The sequence below is a fragment of the Lysinibacillus sp. NPDC093210 genome (assembly GCF_044753985.1).
Classification (GTDB): domain Bacteria; phylum Bacillota; class Bacilli; order Bacillales_A; family Planococcaceae; genus Lysinibacillus.
The window spans coordinates 35,921-52,275 of the sequence record NZ_JBIVOE010000003.1 but is presented as its reverse complement, the minus strand read 5'-3'; the positions used below and the strand labels follow the sequence as shown (position 1 = coordinate 52,275).

The window sequence follows — 16,355 nt, the reverse complement described above, 5'->3', positions numbered from 1 at the left end:
ATATGCTACTATAGCTAAAGTAAATAATGATCTGTATAACCTCAATAATATGGATTGAGGGTCTCTACCAGGAACCATAAAATCCTGACTACAAAAATTTCTTTCATTTTGTAGTCAGGATTTTTTTTATTGTTGCCCACTATAAGATGGAAGTACAACAGAAGGGTGATTAAATGAATTGGAGAGTTTTTATACTGGCTGCTACTACGTTTGCAGTTGGATTGGTAGAGCTAATTGTTGGAGGTATATTGCCATACATTGCTAAAGATTTGAACGTATCGGTAGCAACGGCTGGTCAATTAATTACGATATTTGCTCTAGTATATGCAATTTCTGCTCCCGTCCTTTTATCGTTAACAGCTAAAGTGGAACGGAAGAAACTATACCTTATATCATTACTTTTATTTACATTAGGTAATGTCATGACCTATTTTAGCCCTACCTTTGTCATTGTCATGATTGCAAGAATCATAACAGCAATGAGTACGGCTCTAGTAATTGTTTTGTCTCTGACAATTACAACAAAGATAGTAGAACCAAGACATCGTGCTAAAGCATTAGGGCTTATTTTTGTAGGTGTAAGTTCAGCACTGGTAATTGGTGTACCGATGGGTATTTTTATTACTGAGGCTTTTGGTTGGCGTGCTGTTTTTTTAGGGATTGCATTACTTTCTAGCATATCTATGATTCTAATTTTTATGCTCCTGGAAAAAATGCCAGTTGTTGAGGTTGTCCCATTAAAAACACAAATTAAGTCATTAGCTAATTTAAAAATTGCGAGTGCGCATTTAACAACATTATTTATGCTTGCTGGTCATTATATGCTTTATGCATATTTCACACCGTTTTTAGTAGAGGCATTTAACTTAAACTCCTCGTGGGTTAGTATTTGTTACTTAGTATTCGGTCTTGCTTCTGTAAGCGGTAATGCATTTGGTGGTTGGTTAAGCGACAAAATTGGTACTGGCAAATCAATCGTACTAATCATTGCAACTTTTGCCATCGTATTGTTTGCAATACCGTATACAATCGTAGCCTTCCCGTTATTTTTAATAGTAACTGTTTTATGGGGAGCACTTAGCTGGTCACTTACGCCACCATTACAAAACTATTTGATTCAAACAGATCCCAAAACATCTGATATTCAACAAAGCTTAAATACTGCAGCCTTACAAATTGGTATTTCGATAGGATCGGCAGTTGGGGGAGCATTGTTTACTATTACAGGCTCTGTAATGCATTTATCAAGTTTCGGTGCAATTTTAGTGTTATGTGCGTTAGGTTGTGCTATTTTTTCTATTAAGAGAGCGCCACTTTCAGATAGTAATCAATTAGATGGAAGTATCCAAAGGGTTCATCAATGATAAGCTCAAATTACGAAAAAAAGAAGGACTATGATTGTTGAAGCTAGAATGTAAGAGTAGAGAGGGAGGCTGGTAAATAAATGCAGGTAGATTTAACGGAATTTGAAGGATTGAATGTGAAAGTTGTCGCAACGGTTGATCATACGCTTTATCGAAACGTTGGTGCAATCATTTTATACGAAGAAGATTCACACATTTTATCTGTAAGAAAACTGAAACGAAAAATCGCTGATCAATATATACCAACAGACGAACTCGAAAACTTTATGTTTGACTCTCAGGCAGATGCAATTAAATTTACACATAAGCTAACTAGAATGAGTGCACTCGATTATTTATTAGTCACAAACAGAGAAAAGGAACTAAGTGAATAAAAAGATAGCCTTTTAGGTCGTCTCGTATTGAAGCGAGACGACTAGAAGCTATGGGCTTTATGTTGAGGAAGGAGAAAGTAGCCAACCTTTTTTATTACTAAGCTCAATTAACTTGGCACCTAGAATGGCATATTTCATATGAAAAACACTATATTTTGTCGTAAGACTACTTTCGAAAGACATGTCCATTGCTTGACTGACTGAAATTAAGGAAGAGGCAATATTCATGGATAGAATGGCACTAATTTCAGAATCATTTATAGCTACTTTTCCACGCATTTTAGCAATTTGTAAATTTCCTTGGTCAATTGATAATGGCGGCGCCAGAACACCATTTTCTTTTAATAACTTCTCAAGCTGTTTATTTTCCTCTTTTAAACATTGAATAAATTCCAAAATAATGAATTTTAAGTCTCTGTTCACTGCATATTTGAAAAAGAAATGGTTCGTTGCAATATAGCCATTGTTTACGCCAAGTTGTTTCCAAATTGTAAAAACTTCCTTAAAGCGTAAAGAATCTATATTTCGTTTTGACATTTTCATTGTTGCACGTCCTAACTCATTTTATAGTTGTTGAATGTGAGATTAGGATGGGAAACAAAAGATTTTTTTATACATATTTTTGTAAATAATACAATTATAGATTAGACCTAGCGGTAAGTTATGTATGTCTTGACATTCGGTAAGCTCCAGCAGTTCCTCTGTTTGCCAGAAGTCTAAGGAGCTTACCTATTGAGCATCCTTCTTTTTCTTATTTTTAAAGCTCTTAATAGTTGTCTTTAAGGAAGCATAATTTCCGATGGCTGCGTATCCATAAAAAAAGCCCATAAATACACCAGCTAAAAAATTATGTTTATGGCTAATAAAAATTGAAATAAATAAACCTAGTGCAAGCGCGATTGCTGGGACATATTTAGGTTGAATAGGGAAAAATATTTTCAATAATTGTGTAATAATCATGACAACTGGAACGGCAATGACAGCATCCCAAAAATTTGTATGAATAAGTGGAAAGCCCATTTTTTATACACCTCTTTTATGCATGAAAGTTATGCTGAATAATAGTTAGATTTCCCAGACTTAAAAATTTTATGCACTTGTAGTTGAGGTGTTTCCAATGTGAGCTTTATTCAATTTTAAACGATCAATAAAGGAAACACTCAAAGGTGTTTCCTTATACAGCTTTCCTTTATTAATAATAGGAACCATTTTGATACATGTATGGATAATGATAAGGATTGAAGTTGTAATGTGGATGTGTTTGCATCGAATTTGGTGAGCTAATGGAAGGTCGATTGCAATTATTTGCAGGTCCGATGTAGGTTGAAGGAACAACAGGAGCGATTGTTTGCTTCCATAAGTTTTCATCTAAGCAATAAGTGTGTGCCATTATATTCGAAGGCGTAAATTTCAAAATATCCGAACCTAAAATGACTTCTGGCGTAGGTGCATCAAAAATCGCTAATATATGCGTGTTATCTGCACTCGCGACGATATAATGCCACCATCCCTGTGGAATGTTTGCTACCTGACCTGGTTTTATTGGGTAGTTTTGAATTTGTTTGGTGAAAGGATTTAACATGGAAACGGTAGCTGCTCCAGAAATACAATAAACAAGCTCTGCTGCATTTTGATGATAATGAGGTTCTACAACGTTATTCATACTTAAAAAAATATCAAGTAGAGATACATTTTCAAGACTATTTAATTGAGCAATACCAAGAACGTTTATGTAGTTCTGATTATCCTTTCTAAAAAGTGGACTTGTATTTACATCAAACGTAAACTGTGTGGATGGCGATGTGTAATCATTGGGCAAATCAATACATCCTTCCTTCATATATTTAACATGTTCATCAATAACACAGTTTATGACAAATGATGTTTGTGCATTAAACGAATGCCTATGGGTGTTAGTTTATCTGTTAGCATAGGTCAATCTAGCCTCCGTTTCTGTTAACTCGTTGGAACGAAACGAATAATCCTACGATAGTGGTAGGAAGTACGATGAAACTAGCTTCTTGTTTTTAATAGCAAATAGATAAAGTAAGGTGCACCTAATATGGCTAAAACGATACCAACAGGTAATTCCGCAGGAGCAATAATGATTCGGCTAATAGTATCAGACATCAACAAAAGCAAAGCACCAATTAATGCACTAAATGGAATCACTCGATAATGCAAACTGCCTACTAATTTTTTGGCAATATGTGGTGCGATTAACCCTAAAAATGTAAGTCCACCCCCAACTGCTACACAGGCGCCTGCTAGAACCACGGCCAATACTAGAAGTCTTTTACGTTCTTTTGTTACGTCAATACCGACTCCAATAGCGGTCATCTCATTCAATGCTAAAATATCTAGTACGCGAGCTTTATAATAAACGAAGGGTATTAACATCACTATCCACGGGAGTAACGCGAGTACAAATGTCCAAGTACTGCCCCAAATAGATCCCGATAGCCAGACGAGAGTTCTAGTAAAATCGATAGGTTCCATGCGAAGTTGGAAAATGGTAATTCCTGCGCTAAACGCAGCATTAATGCCAACTCCAACTAAGAGCAAGCGCGAAGGTGACACCTGTCCTCTTTTATAAGCTAATAAATAAATGATGGATGCTGCAACGAGTGCACCGATTAAGGCGATTATGGGCATAAAAAAGACAGAAATCCATGCGTTAGCAAATATCAATCCTTGAATAAAGAATGCATACAACACAATAGCAAACCCTGCACCGGCATTTATACCTAGAATGCCAGGGTCTGCTAGCGGGTTTTTTGAAATACTTTGTAGGATGGCACCTGAAACAGCTATACCAAACCCAGCAAGGATGGCCATACAAATGCGGGGTAAGCGGAAGCTAAAGATTGTTAAAGCATTATCAGAGGAGCCGTTCCCTAGCAAAGTTTGAAGAAAACTTAAAATCGAAATATTCATATACCCGGTATTTACACTAATGAATGCTACTACAAAAAGCAGTAGCAAACATATCACGACATAAATAGAAAAACGATGTGTATGTTTACGTATTAAATTATTCATTATAAACCTCTTCCATTTTTACGAGCTAAGTATAAGAAAAAGGGCACACCGATAATTGCAGTAACAGCTCCTACTGGGGATTCAAAAGGACTCATGATGGTGCGAGCTACAATATCCGCTAATAACAATAAACTGCCACCTGTAATGGCTGAAATAGGAAGTATCCAACGATAATCAACCCCAATAATTGCACGTACGATATGTGGCACAACTAAACCAACAAAACCGATAATACCTGCAATGGAAATGGCTGCACCGGTTAATAAAAGCACAGCAACTGTACAAAGCACACGAATAACTGTTGTCCGTTGACCAAGCCCTGTAGCTACTTCTTCACCTAAACTCATAACAGAAATTGATTTTGCTAATTTCATTGCCAGCAGTAAGCCGACGATAACAAATGGAATTGCGACCCTAATATGTATTGGCTGAATAGAAGAAAGACTACCTGCATACCAATAGCTTAAATCTTTAGCAATATCGTACTTTAGACCAATTGCTGTAGATAGTGCGCTTAAAAAAGCAGAAATTGTAGCGCCCGCTAATGCTAGTTTTACAGGTGTAATGCCACCTTTTGCCACCGCAGTTAACGTAAATACTAGTGCGGCTCCAGCACCTGCACCAATAAATGAAAAAAGTATAAGCATAGGGAAACTAGGTGTGTGAAACAGCGTGTATGCAATGGATAACAGAAAACCTGCACCTGAAGTAACCCCTAATATGGAAGGGGAGGCAAGGTCATTACGTGTAACACCTTGCATAATTGCACCTGAAACAGCGAGGGCACTACCTACGAGAAGTCCTGCAACTGCACGTGGGATGCGCAACTCATGTAAAATAACATGTTCTTTATTATTTTCATCGTAATGTAAAAGGCTATTCCATATTGTTTTATAAGTTAGTTCGTTGGCGCCAAATCGAATCGAAATGACAACTACCAAACAAATTAAACAAATGAATAGCATTAGAGTGAGAATTTTATAAGTAGTTCGGTAATGATGTCTAACAAAAGCTAATGATTTTCTCTTCATCCATGTAAAAACTCCTAGCATTGACATAATAAATTTTTTATTTTATTTTTTAAATGAGAATGATTTTCAATATCAATTAAATTATAACATAATCTTAAATTTAGGAGGAATTAACATGATTTTAAAAACGAAGAAATGGGGATTAACATGTGCTAGTGTCTTAACATTTATACTAGTAGGATGTGTAAATAATGAGACAAATACAGCTTCACAAGATGATACAAAATCGGAGCAGAAGATAGATAATGTTTCCGAAACTCGAACATTAACAGATGCAATAGGCAATAAAGTAGAAGTTCCCGTTCACCCTAAACGGATCATTGCTTCTTACTTAGAGGATCACCTTGTCGCACTTGGCATTACGCCGGTTGCGCAATGGAGTGTTCGCGATGGTACAAGCGTTCAAGATTACTTACAAGATACTTTGAAAGATGTTCCAACAATACCATTTGATTTACCGTTTGAAGCAGTGCAAAGTTTTACACCTGATTTGATTATTATGGACTCTGCCGCCATGGTGGAAGGTGATAAATATGCACAATATAACAAAATTGCACCAACGTATGTGATTGGAGCAGAAGTAAACAATGATTGGCGTGATGAACTTCTACGTGTTGGGGAAGTGTTTGAACAAAAAGATAAAGCACAACAAGTGTTAGACGACTATAATGCCAAGGTGAAAGAAGCAAAACAACAAATTCAGCAAAAGATTGGTAACATTTCAGCCGCAGCAATCTGGGTTGTTGGCGGGAAATTTTTCATCGTTTCCCAAAATCTTTCGAGCGGAGATGTGATGTACAATGATCTTGGTTTAGCTGTGCCATCAGTTGTACAAGAAATCTCGGCAAACGCGACAGCCAACTGGAACGAAATATCACTAGAAAAGCTTGTTACATTAAATGCAGATCATCTATTTATTATTGATAGCGGTGATGATGCAAGTGTCAAAGCATTAAGTGAAAAATTATGGGGTACTATCCCAGCAGTCCAAGCAGGTAATGTACATAGTCTGCCAAAGGATTCTAGTTGGTTATATACAGGCGCAATTGCTAATACGAAAATCGTTGATGATATCGTCAATACTTTAACAAAATAAAATTGAGAGGAATTCCGCGAAGTGAGAACGGAATTCCGCGGAAGGAGAGTACAATTCCGCGAAGTGAGGGGGGAATTCCGCGGAAGGAGAATACAATTCCTCGAAGTGAGGGAGGAATTCCGCGGAAGGAGAGTACAATTCCGCGAAGTGAGAACGGAATTCCGCGGAAGGAGAGCACAATTCCGCGAAATGAGAACGGAATTCCGCGAAGTGAGGGGGGAATTCCGCGGAAGGAGAACAGAATTCCGCGAAATGAGAACGGAATTAATGCAGTAACGATTACTACGATGATAATGATTGTTAGGAATATTTTGACCACGTGATGCGATTTAATTTTAAATTAGTACTTTTCTATAAAAATTATAATATAATTGATAGTATTAGGTTAATACCTAGAGCTGGTCTGTAATTATTTACCCGTCCATTCCTCAAATAAAAATTTTTCGAACTCCAGTTGTATCCCACATAAGAATACAAGTATAGACATATAAATAAAGGTAGCGGAAAACTACGAGCCTATAAACATTGATAGAATCATATCTAGTAGTTTCTAATGACTCATAAATAATCATAAAACTTAAGAAATTCTTAAGTTTCAGCTAAGGTAAAAATTAAGATTTATTTTCTATAATATAAAAAAAAGGAAATTACGAAACCATTTGAAGAATTAAAACGTATTGGTATTAATAGAACATAATTGAAGTAGGTGAGGATATGGCACATACCATTTACATAGTATTAACTAAAACAGGTACTTTACTATCGAAGGCGATAGGTATGTACACTGGAAAAGAGATGAATCATGCATCAATCGCTTTTGATGATGGACTCTTTGATATGTATAGCTTTGGGCGAAGACAGCTAAATAATCCTTTAAGTGGTGGGTTTTTACGAGAAAATGCTGAATCTGGACTTTTTGAGTGTGCTGATTGTGTCATTTATCGTTGTCGAGTATCATCCTATCAGTACTTAGAAATGATTAGAATCGTACGCTATATGTATTGTAATCGAGATCGTTATAAATACAATTTTATCGGGCTATTCGGTGTGATGATGCAAAAAGAAGTGCGCAGAGAACGTGCATATTTCTGTTCACAGTTTGTAGCTACACTTTTAAAAATAGGTGGACTAAAGATTTATCAAAATCCAGCGTTGATGACACCAGACTGTATTGCACAATTGCCATATTTAGAAGAAATCTTTGCTGGAAAACTAGCAGATTATTTACAAGATGTTCGTCAACCAGCAATGTTGTATGGTTAAATACTCCTCATCAGACGGGATTGACGTTTTTCTGATATAATAATTTATTAGAATACGAGATGAGGTGATAAAAGTGCAAATTGTTATGGTTGAGGGTGTTCCATATGCTTGGCTACACCAGTTACAAGCAATTCATGCACAGGTATTTGATGGTGCACGCCTTAAGCTTGAAAAACTTGAAGACAAGAAAAAACTTCTTTGTTTATTTGCAGTTGAAAAAGAAGAATTGGTCGGATTTAAACTAGGTTATACACATCCTGATGGTGTTTTTTATAGCTGGCTAGGGGGCGTCGATGAAAAGATGCGAGGTCAAGGGATTGCAAGTCAGTTGATGAGATACCAACATGAAAAAGTACAAACGCTTGGCTTTAATAAAGTTCGTACATACGGTAGAAACGAGCGGAAAGCAATGCTCATCACAAATATAAAACATGGTTTTGACATTATTTCAACCTTTGTAGATGATAAAGGACGACATAAAATAGTGTTTGAAAAATTATTGAATTGAGGAGCTTATAATGAAAGCATATTTAGCAAACGGATTATTTTCTTTAGGGGATCGTTTAGTCAATGAACATTTAGCATCGGCAATTCGACAAGCGATACCAGATATTGAATTATATGTACCACAGGAGAATGATGCGATAAACGATAAGACAGCATATGCGGATAGTTTGGCAATTGCAGAGGCTGATTTAGCTATGTTACAAAAGAGCGATGTATTAGTTGCTGTATTAGATGGTGTTGAAATTGACTCTGGTGTGGCAGCTGAAATAGGGGCATTTGCAATGCTCAATCGTCCAATCGTTGGGGTATTTACAGATGTGCGTCAACAAGGGCGTGAAAATATGATGAAAATAGAAGCGCTGATTCGTGATGGAATTGAAAACCAATTCGTCTACCGTAATTTATTTGTCATCGGTTTAATAAAACGCAACGGTGTCATTACTTCCTCAATTAACGATGCTGTAATAGCGGTTCAGGAATTTCAACAATAAGGAGGATTGCAAATGCTTTTAACAACAACGGATGTTGTTGTAGGAAAAGTGATTGAAGAAACATTAGGTTTAGTCAAGGGCAATTCAGTACAATCTAGAAATATTGGACGCGATATGATGGCTGGGCTTCGAAATATTGTTGGTGGCGAAATGAAAGAGTATGCAGAAATGCTCGTTCGCTCAAGAGTAATTGCTACACGTGCTATGGAAGAAGAAGCTAAACGCCTAGGTGCGGATGCGATAGTCGCAATTAGATATTCAACATCATCCGTAATGGATGGCACTTCCGAGGTTTTAGCCTATGGTACTGCAGTGAAATTTAAAAAATGACTTTAACAGAGGACTTCAGTCTAAGATTGAAGTCCTTTTAGTTTTAAATATTGATAATAATAACAAATAAGTGGTAAGTCCGTCTTTGAAGTGTATCTAATAGTAAAATTATTAATGAACTAATTATCCCAAATATATAGAAAATTCGTAGTTAAAAGGACTAATAATGTCCATCTCGTTTTGTATAATAAGAGGGTAACTATGTAGAAAGAGTGGGATATATGGTGGATTCACAACAAAATAAAGGCTATCGTGTCATTTCGATGTTTGACAGATTGATGGATGGCCAAGGGATAAGCAAAAAGCAAGAAGCATTTACACATCAGGTTGGTGAAAAAACCATACAACGGGATTTAGATCAAATTAGAGCGTATATTGAAAAAGCTAAATTAGATTGTCATTTAGAATATGTGCGAACAGAAAAACTGTATAAGCTGACGAAAACAGGGGAAAATGTTTTATCGAAAGAACAAGTACTTGCGATTGTTAAAATACTAATCGAATCAAGAGCCCTTTTAAAATCAGAAATGAGCGACATCATAGATAAGCTAATTTCAATTGTTGCAGCGGATAAACAAGAGTTTATTCATAATATCATTTTAAATGAAAAGCATTTATACGTTGATTTAAATCATAAAAAATCTCTTTTACATTTAATTTGGGTAATTTCAGAGGCTATTCAGAAGAAAAAAATAATTAAAATTGATTATTTACGTGAAAGTGAATCAATTCCTTCACAAAAAATATTAAAACCTCTCGGTGTTATTTTCTCAGAATACTATTTTTATCTAATTGCTTATGATAGTAAGCATGAGAAGGATTTACCGATTGTCTATCGCATCGACCGAATCCAGCATTTTCTGGAGTTAGATAAAAAATTTCAAATCCCCTACTCAGAGCGCTTTCAGGAAGGTGAATTTCGCAAACGTATTCAATTTATGGATGCGGGTGAGCTAATGCATATTAAATTTATGTTTAAAGGGCGCTCACCGCAAGCAGTTTTAGATCGTTTGCCCACAGCCAAAATTTTGTCAAATAAAGCTGGGGAATGCTTATTTGAAGCGGAAGTTTTTGGACGTGGTATTAAAATGTGGCTGCTTAGTCAAGGTGAAAATATTGAAGTGTTAGAGCCACTTGAGCTAAGGGAGGAAATGATTGAAACAATCCAATCCATGCAACAAAATTATCTTTACATGTAAGCATGAAAACATGATTAAAAAACTATCCCCTTGCCGACTATAGTAAAAAGGGGGCTTTAAGATGTATTCACTTTCAAATTTTAAATTATTAGTAGAGAAACAGGAAGAAATCGATGCAATTTATCAAAATTGTGATGAATTAAAAAAAACAACTGTTGCACCAAAAATCTCCTGTGAAGTTGACCATTTTTTTGAATGTAGTAAAAATCATTTAGAAAGCCAAGGCTTTAATGTGACAGTGACAACATCAAAGCTAAAAGCTCTATATAAGGAAGCGTTTATTACTATCGACAAGCATTCTAAAGACTTAGAAGAATGTATTTTTATTAATTTAAATAATTATGTAGAAGATCAGTTATCTATTATGCTGGACATTGAATCGCAACAATCCCAACAAATCATTACATATAACAAAGATGGCTTTTCAAAGGCTTTAGAACAAGTAAATGACAAGTTAAATCGAGCGAAAAATCTCCAAAATGCTTGTCAAGCCACGAAGCTTATTTATAAAAACAATCAAAATAATATTTTCCATTCTGCTAATGAGGCAATAAACTATTATTTTAAATAATACGGGCCATAAAATGAATAAGTGAATTTAGCATACTAGGCGTAGTTCTAGTATGCTATTTTTAATTTTCCGCAGTACATACCTGTTACTCTCAATACTATGATTCGTTTGCGCATTCTCATTTTATAACTAATTTTTATTATAAAAAGTTCTGGAAGAAGGATTCTTTACGAAATTTGAAGAATTAAAGGAAGGATAAAGGAGGAGTTACATGTTTCCCATTATAGAGACAGAAAGATTAATATTAAGAGAAATAACGTATGAAGATGCTTCAGACCTTTTACGCTGTTTTTCAAATAATCATGTTACACAATATTATGGAATAGATACATTTACGACAATAGAACAAGCTGAAAAATTAATCGAATCCTTTTCTAAAAGCTTCAAGGAAAAGAGAGGCATACGATGGGGGATAGAAAGAAAAGAAGCGAAAGGTATGATTGGCACAATTGGCTTCAATGCCTGGTCACCTAATCATAAGCGGGCAGAAGTCGGCTATGAAATTCATCCTGATTACTGGAGAAAGGGCTATACGAAAGAAGCTATTACCGAAATTTTGTCTTATGGATTTGACAAGATGGAGCTAAATCGGATTGGAGCAATTGTTTTTATCGAAAATGTGGCATCGAATCAATTATTAACGACAATCGGTTTTCACAATGAAGGAATTTTAAAAGAATATATGTATCAGCATGGAAAACCACATGATACTTACGTATATGCGATTTTTAAAGATAATTAATGATTATCCTGCAGAAAGAAACGAGCCCGAATTCACCTTATTCAAGGTGAGCTTGGGCTCAAGTGATTCTATTGTTCCTTTAGTCTTTAGTCAAAGCTAATAGAAAGTTGTCTCGATGTGATTCTTCTTGCATTTTGTTATCGACTAACATGGCACCATATTTCACATTTGTCATGCTGGGATCTACTAAAAATTGAACATTCACTTTAGCTTCCTTGTTGTTGATGGGACATTCCCCTTTAAATTCCACAACATCTTGTCCCTTTTGTGTTTCAAAATATAGCCAATATGGATTTTGGCAAGCTGAAGCAAGAGCTGTTTCTAATGATTTGTTACTATTTTCGATTGAATAGTTTTTGACATATGTAATATATTCATTATCTGTTATATCTTTTTGAGGACCGTAAAAATACCAAAACACCCCTAAAATGCCGATTGGAATTATCCACAAAATATTACGCTTACTCAATTTCCCCATTTCCCATCCCCCTTATAACCATATTTTATCATCTCGACACGCTTATTTGCTAGCTCAATATAATATTTTCTAGGTTAAACTTTTTTCTTGTTGACTGTAACTTGATGAAGGGAGGAGCTTTTTCTTCAAAAGTAAATATCTTATTACCATGTCCAATCCATTGTGCTGAAGGGTCAACTACTTGATAGGTATATTTTATGCCTCTTCACTGTTTAAGATGGCTCTTCCTTTGATAGTTCTTCCATTGAATGTCCAATATACACATCTTCTTTATTAAAGAAAAACATAACGATCCCCCTTTTTATAATTCAACCATATGTTTCCACTGCGTTTTCCGCAATCCTGCTTCGTTAGTTAGAGTAGAATCCATTGCGCAACTTTCGATAATTAACAAATCCAAGTGATAGTTGGTAATACTACAAAAGACGATACAGTCAAAACTGTTATTTGAAAATGATTGACTTGCTAGCGAACAATATATATTTGATTGAATGGAGTTCCAAGTACGAAGACATTAGATATTTTATATTGTTTAAAGTAAAATAGTGGTATGGTAATTCATTAACTCAACTAATCCGATTAGTTGAGTTTTACGTTTTATAAAACGCTATTCAAATATTTAAAAGAAGATGTGATTATTTAATGGGTAAAATTGCTATTTTGGCTGAAAAACCATCGCAGGCAAGAGCTTATGCTGAAGCATTTAAAATTAAACATAAAGAGAAAACGTTTATAGAGTTAGAGCCATGTGCTACATTTCCCGATGGAGCAGTTATTAGTTGGGGGATTGGTCATCTTGTCGAATTAAAGGAACCTAAGGAATATAAAAAGGAATGGGAGAAGTGGTCATTAGATTCGCTGCCGATTATCCTAGAAAAATATGAAGATAAAGTTGTTAGTAATATGTACACACAGTTTAATGCAATTAAAAAAATTTTCCACGATCCACAAGTGACGATGATTTATAATGGGTGTGATGCGGAGCGTGAAGGATCAAATATTTTTTATTCCATTTATAAAATGACGAAAGTAAAAAAGCCAGTAAAACGTTTATGGATTAACTCTTTAGAGGTTGACGAGATTCGAAAAGGCTTCCAAAATATGCAAACTAACGAACGAGATATGCTAATGTATCAAGAAGCAAAAACACGTCAAATTAGTGACTGGCTTGTTGGTATGAACTGTAGTCGTCTATATACACTGCTTCTTCAAAAGAAGGGCTTTAAAGGCAGCATATCAATTGGGCGAGTGCAATCGCCTACCGTATATTTAATTTATAAAAGATTACAAGAAATTGAGAATTTTAAACCCGAGAACTTTTATGAAATTGAGGGTCTATTTAAAGCCCAAAATGGTATGTATAAAGGCAAAGCGAAAATTAAATCAAAAGTTAGAGAAGAAGTAGAGCAATTGTTGATGAAGCATGGCATTCAGCCAATTGATAGTGGTCAAATTGCGAATGTCTCGAATAAGACGAAGCGAATCCAGCCACCAAAATTGCATGCGTTATCAACGTTGCAAGCAACAGCAAATAAACGCTGGAAATATAGTCCAGCACACGTGTTGAAGCTTACGCAGTCGTTGTATGAGAAGAAGCTAGTATCTTATCCTCGTACAGATTCCCAGCTTATTACGCACAATGAATTCGATTATTTAAAAGATTCATTACAAAAATACCAACAACTCATTCGACAGTCATTCGCACCTGTTGTAAGAGCCCAAAATAAACGCTATGTTGACAGTTCAAATGTAGGTGAACACTATGCCATTATTCCAACGAAAAAGGTACCAACAGAAAAAGCGTTACAATCGATGGCTGTGGATGAAAGAAATATTTATTTTGAAATATTAAATACAACGCTGGCGATGTTTCATCAAGATTATGAATATGATGAAAAAACAATTTTAACAAACGTGAAAAATTTAGAATTTAAATCGGTGGGGAAAACAGAGCTTGTAAAAGGCTGGAAGGCGCTTTTTACGGCTGATAAGGAGCCGCAAAATCGCGATGAGGTACTACCTGTTGTGACACAAGGCGAAATTGTACAAAGCAAGGTCGAAATTATAGAAGGTACGACAACTCCTCCAAAGCCCTATACAGAAGGACAGTTAATCACCATGATGAAAACATGTGGTAAATCGGTTGAAGATGAGACAGAAATTGAAATTTTAAATTCTGTTGAAGGAATTGGAACAGAGGCAACTCGAAGTGGCATTATCGAGACGATTAAAAAGCATGGTTTTATTGAAGTAAAGAAAAATATCGTAAGCATTACACCTAAAGGAGAATTACTGTGCAGAGCGATTGAAGGAACATTGCTTTCTAGTCCTTCTATGACAGCTAAATGGGAGATTTATTTAAAAAAAATAGGGCGGGGAGAAGGATCAGCAAAACATTTTATCGATAATATTGGCAAATTTATTCATCAGCTAATTGCGGAAGTGCCAAATAAAATTAACACGTTAACGATTGAAGCGGAGCAGTTTACAAAGCCTGTTGCAAAAGATATCGTAACGTGTCCTACATGCAAAGTCGGTAAAATCAGCTTACGTAAGAAATTTTATGGCTGCTCAGAGTATAAAAGTGGCTGTAAACAAACTTTTCCAGAAAGATTATTAGGGAAAAAGCTAACGGAGAAAAATATTAGAGATTTATGTACAAGTGGTCAAACGACCGAGATTAAAGGATTTAAAGCTAAGAGTGGAAAACAGTTCAGTGCAGCACTTCGATTAGTCGAAGGGAAAATTGAGTTTGAGTTTAAGACAAATAAATAATGATAATCTAGATGCCCAAATTATCGATTTGAGTAGATGATAAGACTGATTATTTGACAAAAAAATCTTTTTATGCTATAATTTAAAGTGATAGAATGAGATTCTCCTGGCCAGGGGAATCTTTTTTTATTGGAGTGTTTACTGTGAAAAATAATGAATCAAGTCTAACTTCTCTTGTTTCGGCATTTAGCCGAGCGTATCACGTGAAAGAAGATCGTCCAATTATTTTCAATGATTATATTGCGCAAGATTTCCTATTACCAGCAGAATTTCAAGCAATATCAACAAATATGGCTAATGGTATTGCTTATTTTAGTTCAAATATGGCTGAAAAGCTAAAAAATCAACAAGAAGCAATATTAAAGTGGGTTACACAAATTCAACTCTCACCAACGCCACTTGCGAGAGCCGCATACGCAGAAAACGTTGTATTGCATGAATGCCAACTAGGTGCGGAGCAATACGTCATTTTAGGTGCAGGTTTAGATACGTTTGCTTGGCGTCACGACTCACTAACAAACGTTTCTATATTTGAAGTAGATCACCCAACTACTCAACGTTTTAAAATAGAACGGTTACAGCAAACAGGTCATACAATCCCGCCACATTTAAATTTTGTAGCAATGGATTTCGTGAAGGAGCTTTCATTAGAAGCGTTAGTTGCAGCAGGATTTGATTCATCGAAGAAAACAGTTTTTAGTTTGCTTGGCGTATCGTACTATCTAACAAAAGATGTGTTCCAGCAATTATTAAGCTTGTTTTTTAAAAACCTACCTAAAGGTAGTTCAATTATATTTGATTTTGCCGATGAGCGATTATTTACAGAGGCTGGTATTTTCAATCGTGTACAAAACATGGTACAGATGGCTAAAGCATCTGGAGAACAAATGAAATTCGCAACTTCCATATTAGATTTAGAAATATTACTTTCGAAAGAACAATTGTTAGTTTATGAACACTTATCACCCCAAGAAATTCAAAATCGGTATTTTGCAAATCGAGATGATAATTTACAAGCGTTTGAAACGATTCACTATATACATGCCGTAAAAAACTAATGCCCACCTAGTCAATGAAATCCTTACCTGTGTA

18 protein-coding genes and 1 riboswitch are annotated in these 16,355 nt (G+C 35.4%); of the genes, 12 read left to right on the top strand and 6 right to left on the bottom strand.

Translation table 11 applies throughout. The features are described from left to right. Nucleotides 1-11 precede the first annotated feature (11 nt). Nucleotides 12-111: riboswitch (purine riboswitch) on the top strand. A gap of 62 nt (nt 112-173) precedes the next feature. Next, nucleotides 174-1,364, top strand: a complete 1,191-nt coding sequence (locus ACIP9C_RS09450; RefSeq protein ID WP_401009986.1) for an MFS transporter — start codon at nt 174-176, stop codon at nt 1,362-1,364. A gap of 80 nt (nt 1,365-1,444) precedes the next feature. Further along, nucleotides 1,445-1,738, top strand: a complete 294-nt coding sequence (locus ACIP9C_RS09445; RefSeq protein ID WP_401009984.1) for a hypothetical protein — start codon at nt 1,445-1,447, stop codon at nt 1,736-1,738. 57 nt (nt 1,739-1,795) lie between these two features. Here the strand turns inward: ACIP9C_RS09445 and ACIP9C_RS09440 are convergent, their stop codons facing one another. From ACIP9C_RS09440 to ACIP9C_RS09420, 5 genes are all read right to left on the bottom strand, one after another. Next, nucleotides 1,796-2,281, bottom strand: coding sequence for a DUF3231 family protein (locus ACIP9C_RS09440; protein WP_401009983.1), 486 nt, complete (start codon nt 2,279-2,281; stop codon nt 1,796-1,798). 186 nt (nt 2,282-2,467) lie between these two features. After that, complete coding sequence (locus ACIP9C_RS09435; protein WP_401009981.1) at nt 2,468-2,758, bottom strand: hypothetical protein; 291 nt, start codon at nt 2,756-2,758, stop codon at nt 2,468-2,470. Between the two features lie 172 nt (nt 2,759-2,930). Then, a complete protein-coding gene (locus tag ACIP9C_RS09430) occupies nt 2,931-3,557 on the bottom strand; it encodes a cupin domain-containing protein (RefSeq protein ID WP_401009979.1) in 627 nt (208 codons plus the stop codon). A gap of 194 nt (nt 3,558-3,751) precedes the next feature. Next, the gene (locus ACIP9C_RS09425) at nt 3,752-4,780 is read right to left on the bottom strand and encodes a FecCD family ABC transporter permease (protein ID WP_401009977.1); all 1,029 of its coding nucleotides are present in this window, start codon (nt 4,778-4,780) and stop codon (nt 3,752-3,754) included. Next, on the bottom strand, nt 4,780-5,811 hold the full coding sequence (locus tag ACIP9C_RS09420; protein WP_401009975.1) for a FecCD family ABC transporter permease: 1,032 nt from the start codon (nt 5,809-5,811) through the stop codon (nt 4,780-4,782). The genes ACIP9C_RS09425 and ACIP9C_RS09420 overlap by 1 nt, the downstream gene beginning before the upstream one ends. A gap of 115 nt (nt 5,812-5,926) precedes the next feature. On the opposite strand from ACIP9C_RS09420, the gene ACIP9C_RS09415 reads away from it, so the two are divergent. The 8 genes from ACIP9C_RS09415 (at nt 5,927) to ACIP9C_RS09380 (ending at nt 12,010) form a co-directional block, all read left to right on the top strand. Beyond that, nucleotides 5,927-6,907, top strand: coding sequence for an ABC transporter substrate-binding protein (locus tag ACIP9C_RS09415; protein ID WP_401009973.1), 981 nt, complete (start codon nt 5,927-5,929; stop codon nt 6,905-6,907). Nucleotides 6,908-7,621: 714 nt separating this feature from the next. Then, nucleotides 7,622-8,170 carry a hypothetical protein gene (locus ACIP9C_RS09410; RefSeq protein ID WP_340824111.1) on the top strand — a complete coding sequence of 183 codons (549 nt, stop codon included), beginning with the start codon at nt 7,622-7,624 and terminating at the stop codon, nt 8,168-8,170. 73 nt (nt 8,171-8,243) lie between these two features. Then, nucleotides 8,244-8,678: a GNAT family N-acetyltransferase gene (locus ACIP9C_RS09405; RefSeq protein ID WP_401009970.1), complete on the top strand. Its 435-nt coding sequence runs from the start codon at nt 8,244-8,246 to the stop codon at nt 8,676-8,678. A 10-nt stretch (nt 8,679-8,688) separates the two neighbouring features. Beyond that, nucleotides 8,689-9,168: a nucleoside 2-deoxyribosyltransferase gene (locus ACIP9C_RS09400; protein WP_401009968.1), complete on the top strand. Its 480-nt coding sequence runs from the start codon at nt 8,689-8,691 to the stop codon at nt 9,166-9,168. Nucleotides 9,169-9,180: 12 nt separating this feature from the next. Then, entirely contained in the window at nt 9,181-9,498 is a 318-nt protein-coding gene (locus tag ACIP9C_RS09395; protein ID WP_401009967.1) for a YbjQ family protein, read from the top strand. 221 nt (nt 9,499-9,719) lie between these two features. Continuing rightward, nucleotides 9,720-10,697, top strand: coding sequence for a helix-turn-helix transcriptional regulator (locus tag ACIP9C_RS09390; protein WP_401009965.1), 978 nt, complete (start codon nt 9,720-9,722; stop codon nt 10,695-10,697). Between the two features lie 61 nt (nt 10,698-10,758). Continuing rightward, nucleotides 10,759-11,268, top strand: a complete 510-nt coding sequence (locus ACIP9C_RS09385; RefSeq protein WP_401009963.1) for a hypothetical protein — start codon at nt 10,759-10,761, stop codon at nt 11,266-11,268. Between the two features lie 211 nt (nt 11,269-11,479). Next, complete coding sequence (locus tag ACIP9C_RS09380; protein WP_401009961.1) at nt 11,480-12,010, top strand: GNAT family N-acetyltransferase; 531 nt, start codon at nt 11,480-11,482, stop codon at nt 12,008-12,010. A 79-nt stretch (nt 12,011-12,089) separates the two neighbouring features. Here ACIP9C_RS09380 and ACIP9C_RS09375 read toward each other — a convergent pair whose 3' ends face one another. After that, a complete protein-coding gene (locus ACIP9C_RS09375) occupies nt 12,090-12,488 on the bottom strand; it encodes a glucosamine 6-phosphate synthetase (RefSeq protein ID WP_401009959.1) in 399 nt (132 codons plus the stop codon). Nucleotides 12,489-13,130: 642 nt separating this feature from the next. On the opposite strand from ACIP9C_RS09375, the gene ACIP9C_RS09370 reads away from it, so the two are divergent. Both ACIP9C_RS09370 and ACIP9C_RS09365 read left to right on the top strand, forming a co-directional pair. Next, nucleotides 13,131-15,263: a type IA DNA topoisomerase gene (locus ACIP9C_RS09370; RefSeq protein ID WP_401009957.1), complete on the top strand. Its 2,133-nt coding sequence runs from the start codon at nt 13,131-13,133 to the stop codon at nt 15,261-15,263. Between the two features lie 143 nt (nt 15,264-15,406). Beyond that, a complete protein-coding gene (locus ACIP9C_RS09365) occupies nt 15,407-16,321 on the top strand; it encodes a class I SAM-dependent methyltransferase (RefSeq protein ID WP_401009955.1) in 915 nt (304 codons plus the stop codon). Nucleotides 16,322-16,355: the final 34 nt, after the last annotated feature.